This window comes from Vibrio sp. 9-16B-A1, from assembly GCF_056726165.1.
In genome coordinates this window covers 131,689-151,199 of record NZ_JBSDZD010000007.1, presented here as the reverse complement: position 1 = coordinate 151,199, position 19,511 = coordinate 131,689, and the positions used below count along the sequence as shown (strand labels likewise).

At 51.5% G+C, this 19,511-nt stretch carries 20 protein-coding genes; 8 read left to right on the top strand and 12 right to left on the bottom strand.

The genetic code is table 11. The annotated features are described in order from the left end of the window. Positions 1-2: 2 nt before the first annotated feature. From tolQ to aspS, 10 genes are all read right to left on the bottom strand, one after another. On the bottom strand, positions 3-686 hold the full coding sequence (gene tolQ, locus ACVB80_RS13225) for a protein TolQ (protein ID WP_481081757.1): 684 nt from the start codon (positions 684-686) through the stop codon (positions 3-5). Beyond that, positions 676-1,095: a tol-pal system-associated acyl-CoA thioesterase gene (ybgC, locus tag ACVB80_RS13220; protein ID WP_481081756.1), complete on the bottom strand. Its 420-nt coding sequence runs from the start codon at positions 1,093-1,095 to the stop codon at positions 676-678. The genes tolQ and ybgC overlap by 11 nt, the downstream gene beginning before the upstream one ends. A 137-nt stretch (positions 1,096-1,232) precedes the next feature. Continuing rightward, positions 1,233-1,532 (bottom strand): cyd operon YbgE family protein, encoded by a 300-nt coding sequence (locus tag ACVB80_RS13215; RefSeq protein ID WP_481081755.1) that lies wholly within the window; start codon positions 1,530-1,532, stop codon positions 1,233-1,235. A gap of 62 nt (positions 1,533-1,594) precedes the next feature. Continuing rightward, positions 1,595-1,702 (bottom strand): cytochrome bd-I oxidase subunit CydX, encoded by a 108-nt coding sequence (cydX, locus tag ACVB80_RS13210; RefSeq protein ID WP_000270285.1) that lies wholly within the window; start codon positions 1,700-1,702, stop codon positions 1,595-1,597. Between the two features lie 11 nt (positions 1,703-1,713). Next, on the bottom strand, positions 1,714-2,850 hold the full coding sequence (gene cydB, locus ACVB80_RS13205) for a cytochrome d ubiquinol oxidase subunit II (RefSeq protein WP_481081754.1): 1,137 nt from the start codon (positions 2,848-2,850) through the stop codon (positions 1,714-1,716). 17 nt (positions 2,851-2,867) lie between these two features. Beyond that, positions 2,868-4,454, bottom strand: coding sequence for a cytochrome ubiquinol oxidase subunit I (gene cydA, locus ACVB80_RS13200; protein ID WP_481081753.1), 1,587 nt, complete (start codon positions 4,452-4,454; stop codon positions 2,868-2,870). 608 nt (positions 4,455-5,062) lie between these two features. Beyond that, positions 5,063-6,067 (bottom strand): Holliday junction branch migration DNA helicase RuvB, encoded by a 1,005-nt coding sequence (gene ruvB, locus ACVB80_RS13195; RefSeq protein WP_481081752.1) that lies wholly within the window; start codon positions 6,065-6,067, stop codon positions 5,063-5,065. Positions 6,068-6,165: 98 nt separating this feature from the next. Continuing rightward, positions 6,166-6,783, bottom strand: a complete 618-nt coding sequence (ruvA, locus tag ACVB80_RS13190; RefSeq protein ID WP_481081751.1) for a Holliday junction branch migration protein RuvA — start codon at positions 6,781-6,783, stop codon at positions 6,166-6,168. A gap of 242 nt (positions 6,784-7,025) precedes the next feature. After that, entirely contained in the window at positions 7,026-7,547 is a 522-nt protein-coding gene (gene ruvC, locus ACVB80_RS13185; RefSeq protein ID WP_481081750.1) for a crossover junction endodeoxyribonuclease RuvC, read from the bottom strand. A 128-nt stretch (positions 7,548-7,675) separates the two neighbouring features. Further along, positions 7,676-9,454 carry an aspartate--tRNA ligase gene (gene aspS, locus ACVB80_RS13180; protein WP_481081749.1) on the bottom strand — a complete coding sequence of 593 codons (1,779 nt, stop codon included), beginning with the start codon at positions 9,452-9,454 and terminating at the stop codon, positions 7,676-7,678. 259 nt (positions 9,455-9,713) lie between these two features. Between aspS and ACVB80_RS13175 the strand changes: the two genes are divergently transcribed. From ACVB80_RS13175 to ACVB80_RS13150, 6 genes are all read left to right on the top strand, one after another. Next, positions 9,714-10,574 carry a DUF72 domain-containing protein gene (locus tag ACVB80_RS13175; RefSeq protein ID WP_481081748.1) on the top strand — a complete coding sequence of 287 codons (861 nt, stop codon included), beginning with the start codon at positions 9,714-9,716 and terminating at the stop codon, positions 10,572-10,574. A 101-nt stretch (positions 10,575-10,675) separates the two neighbouring features. Further along, a complete protein-coding gene (gene cmoA, locus ACVB80_RS13170; RefSeq protein WP_481081747.1) occupies positions 10,676-11,404 on the top strand; it encodes a carboxy-S-adenosyl-L-methionine synthase CmoA in 729 nt (242 codons plus the stop codon). Positions 11,405-11,496: 92 nt separating this feature from the next. Beyond that, positions 11,497-12,471, top strand: coding sequence for a tRNA 5-methoxyuridine(34)/uridine 5-oxyacetic acid(34) synthase CmoB (gene cmoB / locus ACVB80_RS13165; protein WP_481081746.1), 975 nt, complete (start codon positions 11,497-11,499; stop codon positions 12,469-12,471). A gap of 127 nt (positions 12,472-12,598) precedes the next feature. After that, positions 12,599-13,339: an ATP-dependent zinc protease family protein gene (locus ACVB80_RS13160; RefSeq protein ID WP_481081745.1), complete on the top strand. Its 741-nt coding sequence runs from the start codon at positions 12,599-12,601 to the stop codon at positions 13,337-13,339. Positions 13,340-13,362: 23 nt separating this feature from the next. Continuing rightward, positions 13,363-14,871, top strand: coding sequence for an inactive transglutaminase family protein (locus ACVB80_RS13155; RefSeq protein ID WP_481081744.1), 1,509 nt, complete (start codon positions 13,363-13,365; stop codon positions 14,869-14,871). 2 nt (positions 14,872-14,873) lie between these two features. Further along, the gene (locus tag ACVB80_RS13150; protein WP_481081743.1) at positions 14,874-15,842 is read left to right on the top strand and encodes an alpha-L-glutamate ligase-like protein; all 969 of its coding nucleotides are present in this window, start codon (positions 14,874-14,876) and stop codon (positions 15,840-15,842) included. A 141-nt stretch (positions 15,843-15,983) separates the two neighbouring features. Here ACVB80_RS13150 and ACVB80_RS13145 read toward each other — a convergent pair whose 3' ends face one another. Both ACVB80_RS13145 and cysS read right to left on the bottom strand, forming a co-directional pair. Then, positions 15,984-16,562 carry a thymidine kinase gene (locus ACVB80_RS13145; RefSeq protein WP_481081742.1) on the bottom strand — a complete coding sequence of 193 codons (579 nt, stop codon included), beginning with the start codon at positions 16,560-16,562 and terminating at the stop codon, positions 15,984-15,986. A 68-nt stretch (positions 16,563-16,630) separates the two neighbouring features. Further along, positions 16,631-18,016 carry a cysteine--tRNA ligase gene (cysS, locus tag ACVB80_RS13140; RefSeq protein WP_481081741.1) on the bottom strand — a complete coding sequence of 462 codons (1,386 nt, stop codon included), beginning with the start codon at positions 18,014-18,016 and terminating at the stop codon, positions 16,631-16,633. Positions 18,017-18,221: 205 nt separating this feature from the next. Here cysS and ACVB80_RS13135 point away from each other — a divergent pair, with 205 nt between their 5' ends. Then, a complete protein-coding gene (locus tag ACVB80_RS13135) occupies positions 18,222-18,716 on the top strand; it encodes a peptidylprolyl isomerase (protein WP_481081740.1) in 495 nt (164 codons plus the stop codon). Between the two features lie 59 nt (positions 18,717-18,775). Further along, complete coding sequence (gene lpxH, locus ACVB80_RS13130) at positions 18,776-19,501, top strand: UDP-2,3-diacylglucosamine diphosphatase (protein ID WP_481081739.1); 726 nt, start codon at positions 18,776-18,778, stop codon at positions 19,499-19,501. The last annotated feature ends 10 nt before the right edge of the window (positions 19,502-19,511 follow it).

Below are 19,511 nucleotides of genomic sequence, written 5' to 3'. Positions count from 1 at the left end.
GCTTATTCCTTATCCGCCATCGCCTGGCGGTGAAGAATACTGTGAAACTCTTCAGAGAAAGTCGCGTAAGCGTGCTCAATCTTACTCACCTGGTTACTCAGGCGGTTGTACGCCATTACCGCAGGAATCGCGGCAAACAGACCCATCGCCGTTGCAATCAGGGCTTCTGCGATACCCGGTGCTACCATTGCCAGAGTCGCCTGCTTCACTTCACCAAGGGCGATAAAGGCATGCATGATACCCCATACAGTACCGAACAGACCGATATACGGACTGATAGAACCAACGGTGGCCAGAAACGGCAGGTTGGTTTCCAGCTCGTCGACTTCACGGGAAACCGCTACGCGCATCGCACGGCCGGTGCCATCCATCACGTACTCCGGTGATGCGCCGTTGGTGCGGCGAAGTTTGGCAAACTCGGTAAAGCCCTGATAGAAGATCTGCTGAGCGCCATCGATGTTCTCTTTACGCGCTTTCACTTCCTGGTACAGTTGAGAAAGATCCACACCGGACCAGAACTTGTCTTCGAATTTATCGACTTCTTTATGAGCCTGGTTCAGCACCTTGCTGCGCTTGATGATCATCGCCCAGGATACTACCGACATCCCCATCAGGGTTAACATGACCAGTTTTACCAGCAAACTGGCCTGAAGGAATAAGTCGAGAATAGAAATATCAGCAGTCACTGTTTAACTCCGCAGTAATTGAGCTTGGTATCGCTTGAGGTTTCATAAATTCCGGATTTACGCATGCTACCTTAACCTGCGCTTTGCACAATAACTTACCGTCAGGATTGACTAACTCCTGACAGAAAGTAAGGCTGGCCCGTTTAAGTTCTGAGATGGTGGTTCTCACACACAGATCATCATCGAGTCTTGCGCCCTGCAGGAAGTCAATATCGATATGACGAACCACAAACGCGATGTTTTGCTCCAGCATGACCTGTTGAGAGACCCCGATTGAGCGCAGAAGTTCAGTCCTGGCGCGCTCAAAGAAATTGAGGTAATTGGAGTGATATACCACCCCACCGGCATCTGTATCTTCGTAATAGACCCGAACCGGCCACTCAAATACAGACTGGTTTATTCCTTTCACAACGTTTCCAACATATTCCGGTAATTTAGCTGTACTGCCACTATGTTGCCTAAGCCACAAAAAAAAGAAAAAGGTTTTTTGTGTCAAAGCATAAAAAATGAGAGCGGTCGGGTGAAAACTGCTCTCATTTGTTCATTTCACAGGCACAGAATTGTCATTAACGCCAGTACGCTGCCCGATATATAGGGGCTGAACAGCAGTTGCCACAGCCAGAAACGGGGTTTAAAACCGATGCCATACACCATGGCAGAACAGATACTCAGCACGAACATAAAGCCAAGCAGCGGGCTGAATCCCCCAATGCGCTCAGCGTATGCCTGCGGCTCCCACATAAACAGACCTGCGTGGCCAAAAGCAGCCAGCATAACCAGAATGCGCAGAGGCCAAAGGTCCACTGGCTTGTGCAGTTTTTCAAAAGTTTGATTTAATTGCGTCATCAGATACTTCCGGTAACAAATAAGCCCCACATTCGCGGGGCTTATGTTCGGACTAAAGATCCTTACTCGGAGTCTTTATCCATCATTTCTGTGTGTTCAAGCCAAAGAGCATTGATGATGCCGAATGCACAGGCCAGTAACACACCCAGAATCCAGGCGAAATACCACATAGTAATGCTCCTTAGTACAGTGAGTTTTTGTTTTCTTCGATGAACTTGCCGTCCAGACGACCGAACATCTTGTAGTAAGTCCACGCAGTGTAACCCAGTACAATCGGAACCATTACGATGGCTACGCCAGTCATCAGGTTCAGGGTCAGCTCACTTGATGTTGAGTCCCACATGGTCAGGCTGTGACCTGGTTCCATGCTCGAAGGCATCACGAACGGGAACATTGAGAAACCAGCGGTCAGGATAACACCCGCGTTGGTCAGGCTCGATGCGACAAATGCAACCGCACCTTTGCCAAAACGCGCTGCCAGAATCGCAATCAGCGGCATCGCAGCACCCAGTACAGGGGCAATCCACATCAGAGGATATTTCTCAAAGTTGAGCATCCACGCGCCCGCTACCTGCGCCACTTCTTTGTTCAGTGGGTTAGATTGTGCGCCAAGATCCATCACGCTTGTTACCACGTAGCCTTCAATGTGCTGTACCCAGAAGCCAGCAGCAACGAACAGTACGATAACCAGAGCACCAGTCACCTGAGCCACCAGCTGAGCACGCTGATAAACTTCATCAGTAGTTTTCATCAGCAGCCAGGTTGAGCCCTGCATAATGATCATCGATACGCTCACCAGACCACACAGCAGTGCGAACGGGTTCAGCAGGCCGAAGAATGAGCCGTGGTAAGTCGGCATCAGGAACTCGTTCAGGGTGAACGGAACGCCCTGAAGCAGGTTACCGAATGCCACACCGAAGATCAGCGGTGGAACAAAGCCACTGAAACCGATCGCCCAGTCCCATGCATCACGCCACTTGTTATCTTCCAGCTTGGAACGGTAATCCAGACCAACCGGACGCAGCCAAAGTGCAGCCAGGGTCACGATCATCGCCAGGTAGAAACCTGAGAACGAAGCCGCGTAAACCAGTGGCCATGCAGCGAACAGCGCACCACCAGCGGTGATAAGCCATACCTGGTTACCGTCCCAGTGCGGGGCGATTGAGTTAATCATAATACGGCGTTCGGTGTCGTTTTTGCCCATTACAGGCACCAGGGCACCAACACCCATGTCAAATCCATCTGTGATAGCGAAACCGATGCACAGCACACCGATCAGCACCCACCAGATAAATCGTAAGATTTCGTAATCAAACATGCTTTAATCTCCCTGCCTTAAGCTTCTACCTGGCGGCCAACTTTGTCTTCTGCAGAGTCAGCGTTTTGTTCGAAGTGATAGCGGCCGGTTTTCAGGCTGCTTGGTCCCTTACGGGCGAATTTCACCATCAGGTACACTTCAGCGATTAGCAGAACGGTGTACATAGCCAGGATCACAAACAGTGAAGTCCAGAGCTCACCCGCAGTCAGAGCAGATGCTGCGGTATGTACCGGCAGAACTTCACCTACCGCCCATGGCTGACGACCATACTCGGCCACAAACCAGCCTGCTTCAATTGCAATCCACGGCAGAGGAATACTAAACAGCGCCGCTTTCAGTACCCATGGCTTTTGCTCGATCTTCTGACGACAGGTCTGAACGAACGCCGCACCGAATACAAACAGCATGATGAAGCCACAGCCAACCATGATACGGAATGACCAGAACAGTGGCCAAACAGTCGGGATAGAATCATCAGCAGCTGCCTGGATCTGCTCTTCGCTTGCACCAGCCACGTCATCGGTGTAACGCTTCAGCAGCAGGCCGTAACCCAGGTCACCCTTAACTTCATCGAAGGCGGCCAGGTTTTGCTCTGTGCGCTCGCCGGCGCGAAGTTTTTCAAGCAGCTCGTAGGCGTACATACCGGTGCGGATGCGGTCAACGTGCTCTTCACGAAGATCGCGCAGACCAGTTACCTGAGTATCAAATGAACGGGTAGCGATGATACCCATCACATAAGGGATCTTGATTGCCAGGTCGGTTTCCATTTTATCCTGGTTTGGCAGACCAAACAGGGTAAATGCCGCCGGTGCAGGCTCGGTGTGCCATTCAGCTTCGATTGCTGCCAGCTTCACTTTCTGCACATCACCCAGCTCGTAGCCAGACTCATCGCCCAGTACGATTACAGACAGAATTGATGCCATACCGAAAGATGCCGCGATAGCGAATGAACGACGTGCAAAAGCAACGTCACGGCCTTTCAGCAGGTAGTAACCACTGATACCCAGGATGAACATTGCACCTGTGGTGTAACCAGACGCTACGGTGTGAACGAATTTCACCTGAGCTACCGGGTTAAGGACCACTTCTGCAAAGCTCACCATTTCCATTCGCATGGTTTCAAAGTTGAACTCAGCGCCAACCGGGTTTTGCATCCAGCCGTTTGCCACCAGAATCCAAAGGGCAGAGAAGTTAGAACCCAGAGCAACCAGCCAGGTGACTGCAAGGTGCTGACGTTTGGAGAGACGATCCCAGCCAAAGAAGAACAGGCCTACAAAGGTAGATTCAAGGAAGAAGGCCACCAGGGCTTCGATCGCCAAAGGCGCACCGAATATATCGCCTACATAGTGAGAATAGTAAGACCAGTTTGTACCAAACTGGAACTCCATGGTAAGGCCGGTGGCCACACCCAGAGCAAAGTTAATACCGAACAGCTTACCCCAGAACTTGGTCATGTCCTTATAGATTTGCTTATCGGTCATTACGTACAAAGACTCCATGATGGCCAGAAGGAAGGCCATACCAAGAGTCAATGGAACGAACAGGAAGTGATACATCGCTGTCAGTGCGAATTGCAACCGCGACAGATCAACTACGTCAATCATGATAACTCCTTTCGTGTCGGCTGAATGACACCAATACATATCCGCTCTGGTTTTTTAAGCCTGCCTGTCAGAAAAACCGTCTCCGAAAGCACGATTGTTAGCAAACATAAACCATTGTTAGAAATATGTATTTATTTGGTTGATTTATTGTTAAGTACCAGCTAATATAGCTAGGGCTAATACTAAAGCTAAATCCAGTTTGTTTCAAAAGATTTATCACCAATTTCTGCTTTGATCTGTATCAAATTTCACTTCGACACACCGGTCAAAAAACACCCAAAATGATTCAGGTCAATTTTCACCCGGTTTTTACCCTGCTAAACCGTGAATCAACCTCCAGTTATTAATCGAATAATTGCCACGTTTTAAACAATAAAATTCATAAACAAATGCACACGATTTCCCTGCAACAAGACGTAAGTCAGGAAATGTGACGGATTGTTAAGCAAAGTAAACAGACTGAGCGCAATTGCTAAATTAGCAAATGATCTGAAAGGGAGAGGCAGATAACGAGAACCGAGAACCGAGAACCGAGAACCGAGAACCGAGAACCGATTATAAAAACAGCATGGCAAAAAGTGCCATACTGTTTTTAAACTATTGCCGGATTATTTCTCAAGCCCAAAATGCAGGTAGGCCCTGTCGGTGGCAATACGCCCGCGCGGGGTGCGCTGCAGGTAACCCTGCTGGATGAGATACGGTTCGATGACATCTTCGATAGTGTCTTTCTCTTCACCGATTGCGGCAGCAAGGTTGTCCAGACCAACCGGCCCACCACTGAACTTCTCCATAATCGCCATCAGAAGCTTGCGGTCCATATAGTCAAAGCCCTGGTTGTCGACATCCAACATATTCAATGCTCTGTCAGCGATATCAGAGCAGATATGGCCATCGCCTTTTACTTCTGCATAGTCACGTACCCGGCGCAGAAGACGGTTAGCAATACGCGGCGTTCCCCTCGCCCGGCGCGCCACTTCCAGTGCGCCACCACTCTCCATGGAAAGGCCCAGGCAATCCGCACTGCGCTGAACAATATGCTGGAGATCCGGGATCTTGTAGTACTCAAGGCGCTGAACGATACCAAAGCGGTCACGCAGCGGTGAAGTCAAAGAGCCAGCGCGGGTAGTCGCACCAATCAGGGTAAAGGGAGGAAGGTCAATCTTAATCGAACGCGCTGCCGGGCCTTCACCTATCATGATATCCAGCTGGTAATCTTCCATTGCCGGATAGAGCACTTCTTCCACAACCGGGCTGAGACGGTGGATCTCATCGATAAACAGCACGTCGTTTTCTTCAAGGTTGGTCAGAAGCGCCGCGAGATCTCCGGCTTTCTCCAGCACAGGACCAGAGGTGGTACGAATGTTTACTTCCATCTCGTTGGCAACAATGTTCGCCAGCGTGGTCTTACCCAGACCAGGAGGGCCAAAAATCAACAGGTGATCCAGCGCTTCGCTGCGCTTTTGCGCCGCCTTGATAAAGATCTCCATCTGATCACGCACGTGATCCTGCCCCTGGTAATCATCCAGTTTCTTGGGCCGGATCGCACGGTCGATCACTTCTTCATCTTTAAACACCGGATTATCCGGCGCGATTAAACGATCTGCTTCGATCATAAAAAATAGGGTCCCTATTTTTTGGCCCTGGGCCCTGGGCTCTCGGCTCTGGGTTTCTTTGCCCAGCGCCCAGCGCCCAGTACCCAGCGCCTAAAGTTTTACACCATCGACTTCAGCGCTTCGCGGATGACCGTTTCTGAGCTCATATCAGGTTTAGCCACTTTCGATACCACTTTTTCGGCCTGGGCGGCTTTGTAGCCAAGAGCAACCAGTGCAGCAACCGCTTCGTCAATCGCGCTGTCTGCCTGCATGGCGGATACGCTGTCCATCGGAGCGGCATCCGTTGCAGGGGTGAACAGGTCACCTGCGCCCCAGCCTTTCAGGCGGTCTTTCATTTCTACGACCAGACGCTCGGCGGTTTTCTTACCTACGCCCGGCAGTTTCACCAGAGTAGAAATATCTTCACGCTCAACACAGGAAACAAACTGCGCCGCATTCATACCAGACAGGATAGCCAGACCGAGTTTAGGACCGACGCCATTGGCTTTGATCACTTCGCGAAACAGTGCGCGCTCTTTGACGGTATTAAAGCCGTACAACAACTGGGCATCTTCCCTTACTACAAAGTGAGTGTAGACAATCGCTTCTTCGCCAACGTTTGGCAGTTCGTAAAAACAGCTCATCGGCATCTGCACTTCATAGCCGATACCGCCGACTTCAATCAATAGTTCTGGGGGTTGTTTTTCGATCAGTAAACCGCGAAGACGTCCAATCACGGGAGTTCCTTTGTTGCTGGTTGAGATTAGAAAAGATGATAATGGATAACTGGATGGATAGCCAGTAATTTACTGGTTACACTAATCAGCTATACACCCCGACACATACAGAGTCAGGCTGATGCTGATAAGCAGACCCTCCTTGCACCTGGGCGGCCCCCAAGTACGGCAAGGCGGAGCCCCATGGATGGGTTTATGCGAGTCTGTGTTCAGCATCAGCCTGACCGACTCGCACTTAAAAACTAACGATAACGCCCTTTCCTGGCGCTGGTTGCTTTCCCGGCCATCGCCAGCAGGGTTTTGTTGGTATTGGCATGACAGATAGCCACACCAAGGGCATCGGCAGCATCGGCCTGGGGCTTAGCCGGCAGCTTGAGCATGTTCATCACCATGTGCTGAACCTGGGACTTATCCGCACCGCCAGTTCCGACGACCGCCTGCTTGATAAGACGCGCCGCGTATTCGTAGACAGGCAGGTCAGCATTAACAGCTGCAACAATAGCACTGCCCCTTGCCTGACCAAGCTTCAGCGCCGAGTCAGCGTTTTTCGCCATAAATACCTGCTCGATGGCAAATACATCGGGCTGAAACTGGGTAATGATCTCGCTCACTCCGGCATAGATCTGTTTCAGACGTCCCGGCAGATCATCCTGCGAGGTGCGGATACATCCGCTTCCCAGGTAGATCAGGTGCCTGCCCTGCTGGCGGATAACGCCGTAACCGGTAATACGCGAGCCTGGGTCGATTCCTAAAATAATGGACATTAAGTATTGGTACGTGGTTCGTGGGCGCTTCGCTGCGTGGTTCGCGGCGCTTCACCCAAAAAAGTAATATACAGATTAAAACAAAAACTCCCGCCTGAGCGGGAGTTTTTTTAGCAAAAGTTGCGGGATTACTCCGCGTCCTTGTCTTTCGCTACAGTCACTGCAACTGCCAGTTCTTCAAGCGCTGCCGGGTTCGCCAGGCTTGGGGCGTCGGTCAGCAGACACGAAGCTGCGGTTGTTTTAGGGAACGCGATAACATCACGGATGTTCTCAGTACCACACAGCAGCATAACCAGACGGTCCAGACCAAACGCCAGGCCAGCGTGAGGAGGCGTACCAAACTTCAGTGCGTCCAGCAGGAAGCCAAATTTCAGCTGCTGCTCTTCGGCGTCGATACCCAGGATATCGAATACCGCTGCCTGCATTTCTGCGTTGTGGATACGAACTGAACCACCGCCTACTTCGTAGCCGTTAATTACCATATCGTATGCGTTTGAGTTTGCTGCAGCCGGGTTCGCTTTCAGCTCTTCTGCGGTTACGCCCAGAGGAGAAGTGAACGGGTGGTGCATCGCGTGCAGGTTACCTTCGTCATCTTCTTCAAACATTGGGAAGTCAACTACCCATAGTGGTGCCCATGCAGACTCGTCTGTCAGCTCCAGGTCTTTACCCAGCTTCAGACGCAGCGCGCCCATCGCTTCAGCAACGATGCCTGCTTTGTCTGCACCGAACAGGATGATATCGCCAGACTGAGCATCAGTACGCTCAAGAATGCCGTTGATCACTTCTTCATTCAGGAACTTAGCAACCGGAGACTGGATACCTTCCATGCCTGCAGCACGGTCGTTCACCTTCATCCACGCCAGACCTTTCGCGCCGTAGATGCCAACGAACTCTGCGTAGCCGTCGATCTGCTTACGGGTCAGAGAAGCACCGCCAGGTACGCGGATTACCGCTACGCGGCCTTTCTCATCGTTCGCCGGGCCAGAGAATACTTTGAACTCAACGTCTTTAACCAGGTCGGCTACGTCCACCAGCTCAAGCGGGTTACGCAGGTCAGGTTTGTCAGAACCGAAACGACGAATCGCTTCTGCGAAAGGCATTACCGGGAACTCGCCAAGGTCAACGCTCAGCAGCTCCTGCCACATTTCGCGGATCATTTTTTCAGTGGTCGCACGAACTTCGTCAGCGCTCATGAATGAGGTTTCGATATCGATCTGGGTGAACTCCGGCTGACGGTCAGCACGCAGGTCTTCATCACGGAAACATTTAACGATCTGGTAGTAACGGTCGAAGCCAGACATCATCAGCAGCTGTTTAAACAGCTGAGGTGACTGAGGCAGAGCATAGAAGCTGCCTTTGTGAACACGGCTTGGTACCAGGTAGTCACGCGCGCCTTCCGGCGTTGCTTTGGTCAGTACCGGGGTCTCGATATCCAGGAAAGCATTCTCATCCAGGAAGCGACGAACAAAGCTTGAGGCTTTCGCACGCAGTTTGATACGGTCGCTCATTTCAGGACGACGCAGGTCCAGGTAACGGTACTTCAGACGCTGCTCTTCTGAGTTCTTCTGGTTGAAGTCCAGTGGCAGTACGTCAGCACGGTTGATGATTTCCAGGCCACGGGCCAGGAGCTCAACTTCACCGGTTGCCATGTCTTTATTTACCTGGCTGTCAGGACGAACGCGCACTTCACCGGTCAGCTTGATGCAAAATTCGTTACGCAGTTGGTTAGCAACCTCGTAGGCTTCGGCCATATCCGGGTCAACCACCACCTGAACAATACCTTCGCGATCTCGCATATCGATGAAAATCAGACCGCCTAAATCACGGCGACGGTTTACCCAGCCGCAAAGTTCTACTGTTTGTCCTGCCAGGGACTTGTTCAGGTGACCACAATAATGGCTACGCATAGTGAATTTCCCAATCTCTGTTAAGTTATCAATCTGTCCATCACTGAAGGTGAAAATACCTTCAGCGCAAACCGCCATTTATACGCCGTTCGATGATAAAAATCGACCTCTTGTTGACATATAAGGGTGGTTTTATCAGGCTTTGGTGCTTTTTGCAGCAAAATACGCCCAAACAAGCAGCTAAAGCCGAAAAATAGTTGCTGATTATATCCCGATTTTTGGCTACGTTGTAAGAGTGGCTATCGAAACTTACAGATTTATGTCCCAACTAAAACTCGGCCTGACTCTCTGGTCTCATAATCAGTGGCAACACAGTTTTTATGGCAAAGGAACCCAGCCTTCTGAGCGGCTGGCGAAATACGCCCAGGTGTTTAATACCGTTGAGGGCAACACCACTTTCTACGCCTCTCCCGTAGCAGCGACCGTCGCCAACTGGCACAGCGCCACGCCGGATGATTTTCGTTTCACTTTCAAGCTGCCTCAGCTCATCACTCACAAGAAAGCGCTCCGCCACTGCCGGAACGATTTACGTGACTTTATTAACCTGCTTGAGCCACTGCATGAGAAAATTGGTCAGTGGACCATTCAGCTCCCGGCGCACTTTTATCCTTTCCAGCTTGGTGACCTGCAGGCATTCTGCCGTCTTTTCCCGGAAGACTTTTCCCTAGGTATCGAAGTGCGGAATATGGCGTTTTTCGAAAAAGGGGAGGAAGAAAAACGCTTTAATCAGTGGCTGATCGAAGCAGGCCATAACCGGGTGATCATGGACAGCCGTCCGGTATTCTCTGCCCTGCCGTTAAGTGATGCCATAATCGACGCCCAGCAGAAGAAACCCCGGGTGCCGGTACACGCTATTGCGACCGCAAACAGCCCTATGATCCGCTTTATCGGTCATCCGGATCTGGACGAGAATCCCGCATTTTTCACACCCTGGCTGAGCACACTTTCTGACTGGCTTGCAGAGGGGAAAACCCCTTACCTGATGATCCACACCCCGGATAATATTCTGGCGCCCGAGTTGTCGGTCAAACTGTATGAAAAACTGTCCAAAGTCACCCCACAGCCCCCACTCCCTCCATTTCCCGCAGACACAGACGATCAACAGATTTCGATGTTCTGAGCACGCTTTGATGACATAGGGCCGGATATTGCGTAAAATACGCGCCCTTTTCCAGCAAGCGCCCGGTATGCAACATCCACCGGGATTTGAGGTAGCCAGCAATGAGCCCAAAAGACACTATTTTCTCAGCGCCTATCGATAAGATCGGTGACTTTACTTTCGACGAGCGGGTCGCGGAAGTCTTTCCGGACATGATCCAACGCTCGGTACCGGGATACAGCAATATTATCTCGGCGATCGGCATGCTGGCTGAGCGCTTTGCCAAACCGCACTCAAACGTCTACGACCTGGGCTGCTCCCTTGGTGCAGCAACGCTCTCAATGCGTCGTCATATCCAGCAGGAAGGCTGCCAGATCATCGCAGTCGATAACTCACCGGCTATGGTCGAGCGCTGCAAACTTCATATCAACGCTTATCGTTCCGATACCCTGGTTGAAGTCATTGAAGCAGACATCCGTGACATCGCCATCGAAAATGCATCAGTGGTGGTGCTTAACTTCACCCTGCAGTTCCTGTCACCGGAAGACCGTCAGAACCTGCTGGAGAAAATCTACGCCGGCCTGCGCCCGGGTGGGATCCTGATCCTGTCTGAGAAATTTGTCTTCGGTGATGAGCAGGCCCACGAACTGCTTATCGACCTGCACCACGACTTCAAACGCGCTAACGGCTACAGCGAGCTGGAGATCAGCCAAAAACGCAGCGCGATTGAAAACGTCATGCGCCCGGATTCCATCGACACGCACATGGAACGTTTTAAGCAGATCGGTTTTTCCAGCTACCAGGTCTGGTTCCAGTGCTTCAACTTCGGCTCGATGTTTGCGATTAAATAGAGATTCAGAGGGATAAACCCAGGACCCTGGACCCAGGACCCGCTTCTAACACTCTCATCTGATATAGAAAGAACTAACTAAGACGATTTACCATGTTCAACTTTGCTAATTTCTACCAACTTATCGCCCAGGATCAGCGTCTGCAGCCCTGGCTGAACATCCTGCCGCAGCAACTGACTGACTGGCAGAACGCCGAGCACGGTGATTTTGACCGCTGGCTGCGCGCACTGAAAAAGATCCCGGAAGGAATGCCTGAGCATATCGTTCTAAAAGAAGCGGTAAGCCTGGGTAATGCAGAGCCACTGCACACAGGTGAAGCGAAGAAGCTGGAAAACCTGCTCAAAACTTTTCACCCATGGCGCAAAGGCCCATACACCGTGCATGGTATCCACATCGATACTGAGTGGCGCAGTGACTGGAAATGGGATCGTGTGCTGCCACACATCTCTCCGCTGAAAAACCGCTCAGTACTGGATGTGGGCTGTGGAAATGGCTATCACATGTGGCGCATGCTGGGTGAAGGTGCGCGTCTGTGTGTCGGTATCGACCCATCGCACCTGTTCCTGGTGCAGTTCGAAGCGATACGAAAACTGATGGGTGATGACCAGCGAGCGCACCTGCTGCCGCTGGGTATTGAGCAACTTCCGGAACTGAAAGCGTTTGATACCGTATTCAGCATGGGCGTACTCTATCACCGTCGCTCACCGCTTGATCACCTTATCCAGCTTAAAAATCAGCTGGTTCAGGGCGGTGAACTGGTGCTGGAAACCTTGGTGATTGAAGGGGATGAAAACGCAGTTCTGGTACCGACAGACCGCTACGCTCAAATGCGTAACGTTTACTTCTTCCCGTCTGCAAAAGCACTGAAAGTATGGCTGGAAAAAGTCGGTTTTACCGATGTGCGCATTGTGGATGAGAACGTGACAACTGTTGGCGAGCAGCGTACCACCGAATGGATGACTCATAACTCGCTGCCGGATTATCTGGATCCAAACGATCCGTCTAAAACCGTTGAAGGTCACCCGGCGCCGCGCCGCGCGATCCTGGTTGCGAAAAACCCTGATTAATTCTCATTTTTCGTAATATGAGTGTCTCTGACCAGAGATTAACAGAAGGATGCTTCACGCATCCTTTTTTATCATATACACTTTCTGCTAATCCGTTCCTCAACCCTCTGTCCTACATAGGTAAACGATGTTTAAGAGAGTGATCGCCATCGCCCTGGCCGGCACTGTATCCGGCTGTTCTCTGATGGATGGCGAAAAATACAGCCAGGCGACTATTGACGCTATCAACCAAACCGAAACCAACCTGCAGACCCGCCTTGACTCTTTCAATGTCGAAATAGAAAAGCAGAACAAGCAGATTTCCGGCCTGAATTCCGAACTGAGCAAGCTCAACAAAGAAGTAGCCCGTCTGCGCCGAAACCAGAGCGCACTTATTGCGGCACAGGTTCCAAAACCTGCCGACAATGAAGTGATTCAGTCAACATCGTCACTGCCTTCTCAGCCTGTGGTACTGGGCGCCATCGAGAAAGTCAAAATCGATACCATCAAAACCCTGTTTGATGCCCGTGTCGATACCGGCGCAACCACTTCTTCCCTGAACGCGACAGATGTTCAGGAGTTTGAGCGTAACGGCAAGACCTGGGTGAAGTTCCATATTGATGATGCCAGTACACCAGCTGACGAAAAACACTGGATCGAAGCTCCGCTTATCCGCTATGTGAAGATCCGCCAGTCGAGCAATGATGATTCAGAGCGCCGGGCAGTGGTCGAACTTTGGGTACAACTGGGTGAAATCCACCAGCGCGCACAATTTACTCTTGCTGACCGTTCTCAAATGACCCACCCGGTACTTCTGGGGCGCGAGTTTATTCAGGACATCGCCCTTGTCGATGTCAGCAAAACTTACCTCCAGTCAGGTAAGAAATAAAACATAATAAAAGGACGATTTTTATGACGTCAAAAGTGCCATTCTATTTTGCTGTGCTCTTTCTGCTGGTGGCAGGTATTGCGCTCAGCGTAATGCGCCACACGGATTATGGCGTACCATGGACACCAGGCGAAACCCGCCAGATCTGGGATGTGGAAGCGCGCATCGAGTTCACCGCACAGGACAAACCGGTCAAAGTATCCCTGGCAGCACCTGAAACCCAACAGGGCTACACCCTGATCACTGAGAACGCCTCTTCACCTGGCTACGGCATCGCATATGTCACCACAGACACCGGCCGCCGCGCCGAGTGGAGTGTTCGTCAGGCCAGTGGCCCTCAGACTATCTACTACAAAACCCAGTTTCTGGTTGATGAGCAGGCTAAGTTCGAATCCATTCCTCCGGCTGAAGATACAGTTGAAAAGCCTATCTTTGACGGTCCTCAGGACGCCGCGGCTCAGTCTATCCTTCAGCAGGCCACCCGCCGCAGCGCCGATAACGTTACCCTGACGCGTGAGCTTATCAAACAGCTGAACGACGATGACAACCAGAACGCCGCCCTGCTGCTGAACAACCAGGACAAAGTAAAGCTGACAGCCAAACTGCTGAGCTACGCCAACGTACCGAATAAGCTGGTCGGCGTTATTACGCTGGAAGACGGCCGCCGCCGTCAGAGCATCAGTGCCATGCTTCAGGTATGGGACGGTAAGCACTGGCAACTGTTTGACGTAAACTCAGCAGAGCAGCTTCAGCAGCAAAACCTGTTGATCTGGGATCAGTCCAATGTTTCCCTGCTGGATGTAATCGGCGGTAAGAACAGCCAGGTGCACTTCTCGATGATCGCTCAGGAAGTAACACCACAACAGGCTACGAGCGAGAAAGTCTCTGCCGACAGCCTGCTGAACTTCTCGATTCACAGCCTGCCTATCGCAGAGCAGTCGATGTTTAAAACCATCATGCTGATCCCTATTGGCGCGCTTATCGTGGTATTTCTGCGTGTGATCGTCGGTCTGAAAACGTCCGGTACCTTTATGCCGGTTCTGATCGCAGTAGCCTTTGTTCAGACTCAGCTGCTGACCGGTATCGTCGGCTTCCTGCTGATTGTCGGCACCGGGCTTATCATCCGCGGCTATTTGTCCAAACTGAACCTGCTGCTGGTCGCGCGGATATCAGCGGTGATCATTACCGTAATCCTGATCATTTCTGTATTTACCATCGTAGCCTTCAACATCGGCCTGAATGAAGGTCTCAGCATCACCTTCTTCCCAATGATCATCCTGTCATGGACCATTGAACGTATGTCGATCCTGTGGGAAGAAGAAGGCGGTAAAGAGGTCTTTATCCAGGGTGGCGGATCACTGCTGACAGCTGTACTGGTTTACCTGGCGATGACCAACCCGTATATCCAGCACCTGACCTTTAACTTTATCGGCCTGCAACTGATTGTACTGGCGGGTATTTTGCTGCTGGGCACTTACACCGGCTACCGCCTGACTGAGCTGCGTCGCTTTAAACCGCTGACTGAGGACTGATTATGTTTGGGAAATTTACCTCCCCATTCCAGCTCCGGTCTCGCGGCATTATGGGGATGAACCAGCGAAACCACAGTTATATCGGCCGCTACAACGACCGTTCAAAATATCCTTTGGTGGATGACAAACTGAAGACCAAGATCATTGCCGAACGTGCAGGTGCTACTGTGCCTAAGCTTATCGGCGTGATCAGCCATCAGTACGAAGTAAAGCAAATCCACGATATGGTCAAAGACTGGCCCGGCTTCGTAATCAAGCCGGCTCAGGGAAGTGGCGGTAAAGGCATTCTGGTTGTCACGTCGCACAAAGACGGTGAGTACACCAAGCCGTCGGGTTCTACCATCAACAAAGAGGATGTAGAGCGCCACATCAGTAACGCACTGGCGGGCCTGTTCTCACTGGGCGGTAAAAACGATGTGGCCGTCGTTGAGAACCTGATTAAGTTTGACGACTGTTTCGACGGTTTCAGCTATGAAGGTGTGCCGGATGTGCGGATTATTGTCTTCAAAGGCTATCCGGTAATGGCGATGATGCGCCTGTCTACCTCAGCCTCTGACGGCAAAGCCAACCTCCACCAGGGTGCGGTCGGTGTCGGTATCGACATCGCCACGGGTAAAGCAGTAAGGGCTGTACAGTTTGACCAGCCGGTTACCCTTCATCCTGATACCGGCAAAGAGCTGGCCACCCTGCAGGTGCCCCACTGGGAACGTCTGCTGACCCTGGCCTCCAGCGCCTGGGAGATGACCGGCCTTGGCTATATGGGTACCGATATGGTGCTGGATAAAGAAGAAGGCCCTATGGTACTGGAGCTGAACGCCCGCCCGGGTCTCGCCATCCAGATCGCCAACGGCTCCGGCCTGCTCCCCCGCCTGCGCCACATCGAAGGCCTCGGCGAGCCAATGGAATACCCCCGCCCTGCAGAAAGGGTGGCGTATTCGATGAGGCAGTTTGCGGCTAAAAAAGAGGGATAAAAAAACGGGCTTTTCAGCCCGTTTTTTATTGGTTCTGGGTTCTAGGTTCTAGGTTCTAGGTAAGTTTGCCTGCCTCAGCAGTATAAGTTAAGCACTGATGTCTCAGCGCTCGCCCCCAGGGCCTAGAGCCCAGCGCCAGGATCATTTCCCCAACGCTTCCTTATAGTGCTGCCGGCAAACCGACACATAACGATCGTTCCCGCCAATCGCTACCTGGTCGCCTTCTGCAATCGGGTTACCGTGTTCGTCGGTACGGATCACCATGTTGGCTTTGCGGCCGCAGTGGCAGATGGTTTTCAGCTCTACCAGTTTGTCTGCCCACGCCAGCAGGTGTTTACTGCCTTCAAACAGCTCACCCTGGAAATCGGTACGCAGGCCGTAGCACAGTACCGGGATGTGCAGCTTATCAACCACTTCGGTCAGTTGCTGTACCTGTTCGCGGGTCAGAAACTGGCTTTCATCGACCAGAATACAGTGGTGAGCCTGCTCTTCGTTAAGCTGTTTAATGGTCTCAAACAGGTCCGTATCACCTTTAAACAGCATGGCATCAGACTGCAGACCGATACGTGAACTGACTTTGCCCACGCCGTAACGGTCGTCCAGCGCAGCAGTGAAGATCACCGGATTCATGCCGCGCTCGCGGTAGTTAAAAGAGGACTGAAGAAGTGTAGTGGATTTACCCGCATTCATCGCCGAGTAATAGAAATACATCTGAGCCACAGTAGTTGCTTCCTGTAATCAAATATTTAAATAAAAGGGCTGAAAACTCAGCCCTTATAATGAATCAGTTACTTACGACGCCAGGTCGTGCCCTGCGGCCCGTCTTCCAGGATGATGCCAATCTCTGTCAGCTTATCACGCGCCATATCAGCATTCGCCCAGTCTTTGGCTGCACGCGAGTCGTTGCGCAGTTTGATCAGCGCTTCGATCTCAGCGACTTCATCATCATCTTCACTGGCACCACCTTTCAGGAAGGTTTCCGGCTCCTGATAAAGAATACCGATAACGTCAGCCAGTTCACGCATCTGTGCACCCAGTGCAGCAGCTTTCTCAGGCTCTTCACCTTTCAGGCGGTTGATCTCACGCGCCATATCAAACAGCACAGAGTAGGCTTCCGGGGTGTTGAAGTCATCGTTCATCGCTTCAGTAAAGCGCGCTACGTATTCGTCACCACCAGCAGCTTCAACAGAAGTATCCAGACCACGCAGTGACGTGTACAAACGCTCCAGTGCAGAACGCGCCTGGTTCAGGTTGTCTTCGCTGTAGTTCAGCTGGCTGCGGTAGTGACCAGACATCAGGAAGTAACGCACGGTTTCTGCATCGTAGTACTTCAGTACATCACGGATGGTAAAGAAGTTACCCAGAGACTTGGACATCTTCTCTTTATCTACCATTACCATGCCACTGTGCATCCAGGTGTTCACGTACTGGGTGCCGTGTGCACAGCATGACTGAGCGATTTCGTTTTCATGGTGCGGGAACTGAAGGTCAGAACCACCGCCGTGAATGTCAAAGTGATTACCCAGGATAGAAGAGTTCATCGCAGAACACTCGATATGCCAGCCCGGACGGCCAGGGCCCCATGGTGATTCCCAGGTCGGCTCACCCGGCTTGGACATTTTCCACAGTACGAAGTCAAGCGGGCTGCGTTTCGCCTGCTCGATATCAACGCGGGCACCTGCCTGCAGCTGGTCCAGATCCTGTTTTGAAAGCTTGCCGTACTCATCGTACTTCTTCACTTCAAACATTACGTCGCCGTTATCAGCTACGTATGCAAAGCCGCGCTCGATCAGACGCTCAACCAGCTCGATGATCTCCTGGATGTACTGAGTCGCTCGTGGCTCAACATCCGGACGCTTCATGTTCAGCGCATCAAAGTCAGCGTACATTTCGCCGATCAGACGCTCGGTCAGATCATCACAGCTCTCACCATTCTCTGCCGCACGCTTAATGATCTTATCGTCGATATCGGTGATGTTACGCACAAATTTCAGGTCGTAACCCAGGTAGCGCAGGTAACGGGATACCACATCGAAAGAAACGAACGTACGGCCGTGGCCGATGTGACAGAGATCGTAGATAGTAACTCCACAAACGTACATACCGACTTTGCCGGCTTCGATGGGTTTAAATTCCTCTTTTTGTCGCGTAAGTGTGTTGTATATCTTTAACATGGTCTCTATCTGAACATTTTATTAAAACAAATAAGAAGCCGAGTATATCAACTCCTGCCCGGGGACGTAATACTCCCGGCCGATAAAAAAGCGTATGAAATCCCACTTGCCTCCCAAGTGGCGATAAAGCCAGCAACTATTGATTGTGACTGGTTTTACGCTAAAATTCACAGTTCATATCCCATATAAAGCAAAGGAATCTCTCATGATTACCCTTCACACCAACCACGGCGACATCAAAGTTCAACTAAACGAAGAAAAAGCGCCACAAACCAGCGCTAACTTCCTGCAATACTGCCGTGACGGTTTCTACGACAACACCCTGTTCCACCGCGTTATCGACGGCTTTATGATTCAGGGTGGCGGTATGACTTCTGGTCTGCGTGAGAAAGAGACTCGTGCACCGATCAAAAACGAAGCAAACAACGGCCTGAGCAACAAAGTGGGCACGCTGGCAATGGCACGTACTATGGAGCCGCATTCAGCGAGCTCTCAGTTCTTCATCAACGTAAACAACAACACTTTCCTGGACTTTAAAGCTGAGTCTATGGACGGCTGGGGTTACTGTGTTTTCGCTGAAGTTGTTGAAGGCATGGACGTGGTTAACAAGATCAAAGGTGTTGCTACCGGTTCTATGGGCATGCACCAGGACGTACCACTGGAAGAAGTGATCATCACCGGCACCACTATCGCCGAATAAGCACTCACTCCAAAAGGAGGGCCAGACTGGCCCTCTTTTTTCAGTACCGGAACTACTTTATGTCTACCCTTTTTATTTCCGACCTGCACCTCTCCCCTTCCCGCCCTGAGCTGACCCGTTGTTTCCTGGACTTTGTGCACCAGCATGCCGTTCATGCTGAAGCGCTGTATGTACTGGGCGATCTGTTCGATTTCTGGCTGGGGGATAATGATAACTCGGAGTTTGCCTGTCAGATCCGTGACGCCTTTCGTTTTCTGACCTCACGTGGCGTAGCCTGCTATTTCTGCCATGGCAACCGGGATTTTCTGGTCGGTAAGCGCTTTGCAAAAGAAACCGGAGTAACACTGCTCGACACCGAGCACCGCATCTCCCTGTACGGACGTGAGGCAGTCGTACTGCACGGCGATACTCTTTGCACCGACGATCAGCAGTACCTCGAGTTTCGCGCCAAAGTACACCAGCCCTGGCTTCAGTGGCTGTTCATCCGCATTCCTATGTTTATACGCAAAAAAATAGTGGCGGATATTCAGGGCAAGGCCAAAGAATCCAAGCACAATAAAGAGCTCAGCATCATGGATGTCAATGCAGAGGAAGTGGTTAACGTTATGAACCGCCACGGTGTTGACCTGATGATCCACGGTCATACCCACCGCCCGGCGACTCACTCTCTGGCCACAGAGCAGGGAGAAAGTGAGCGCATCGTGCTACCGGACTGGAATGAACTTGGCTATGCTTTATCCATTAGCCCGGATGAGAGAAGAGAACTCATATTTCCTGTGAAATAGGCTCGAAAAC

Excerpts from the sequence above, each read along its gene's own strand:
- ACVB80_RS13175 (WP_481081748.1), top strand. The coding sequence starts at position 9,714 with ATGTCCCAACTAAAACTCGGCCTGACTCTCTGGTCTCATAATCAGTGG.
- ACVB80_RS13215 (WP_481081755.1), bottom strand. The coding sequence starts at position 1,532 with ATGACGCAATTAAATCAAACTTTTGAAAAACTGCACAAGCCAGTGGAC.
- cmoB (WP_481081746.1), top strand. The coding sequence starts at position 11,497 with ATGTTCAACTTTGCTAATTTCTACCAACTTATCGCCCAGGATCAGCGT.
- lpxH (WP_481081739.1), top strand. The coding sequence starts at position 18,776 with ATGTCTACCCTTTTTATTTCCGACCTGCACCTCTCCCCTTCCCGCCCT.
- cysS (WP_481081741.1), bottom strand. The coding sequence starts at position 18,016 with ATGTTAAAGATATACAACACACTTACGCGACAAAAAGAGGAATTTAAA.
- ruvB (WP_481081752.1), bottom strand. The coding sequence starts at position 6,067 with ATGATCGAAGCAGATCGTTTAATCGCGCCGGATAATCCGGTGTTTAAA.
- ACVB80_RS13150 (WP_481081743.1), top strand. The coding sequence starts at position 14,874 with ATGTTTGGGAAATTTACCTCCCCATTCCAGCTCCGGTCTCGCGGCATT.
- cydX (WP_000270285.1), bottom strand. The coding sequence starts at position 1,702 with ATGTGGTATTTCGCCTGGATTCTGGGTGTGTTACTGGCCTGTGCATTC.
- aspS (WP_481081749.1), bottom strand. The coding sequence starts at position 9,454 with ATGCGTAGCCATTATTGTGGTCACCTGAACAAGTCCCTGGCAGGACAA.
- ACVB80_RS13135 (WP_481081740.1), top strand. The coding sequence starts at position 18,222 with ATGATTACCCTTCACACCAACCACGGCGACATCAAAGTTCAACTAAAC.
- cydB (WP_481081754.1), bottom strand. The coding sequence starts at position 2,850 with ATGTTTGATTACGAAATCTTACGATTTATCTGGTGGGTGCTGATCGGT.
- ACVB80_RS13155 (WP_481081744.1), top strand. The coding sequence starts at position 13,363 with ATGACGTCAAAAGTGCCATTCTATTTTGCTGTGCTCTTTCTGCTGGTG.
- ruvC (WP_481081750.1), bottom strand. The coding sequence starts at position 7,547 with ATGTCCATTATTTTAGGAATCGACCCAGGCTCGCGTATTACCGGTTAC.
- cmoA (WP_481081747.1), top strand. The coding sequence starts at position 10,676 with ATGAGCCCAAAAGACACTATTTTCTCAGCGCCTATCGATAAGATCGGT.
- cydA (WP_481081753.1), bottom strand. The coding sequence starts at position 4,454 with ATGATTGACGTAGTTGATCTGTCGCGGTTGCAATTCGCACTGACAGCG.
- ACVB80_RS13160 (WP_481081745.1), top strand. The coding sequence starts at position 12,599 with ATGTTTAAGAGAGTGATCGCCATCGCCCTGGCCGGCACTGTATCCGGC.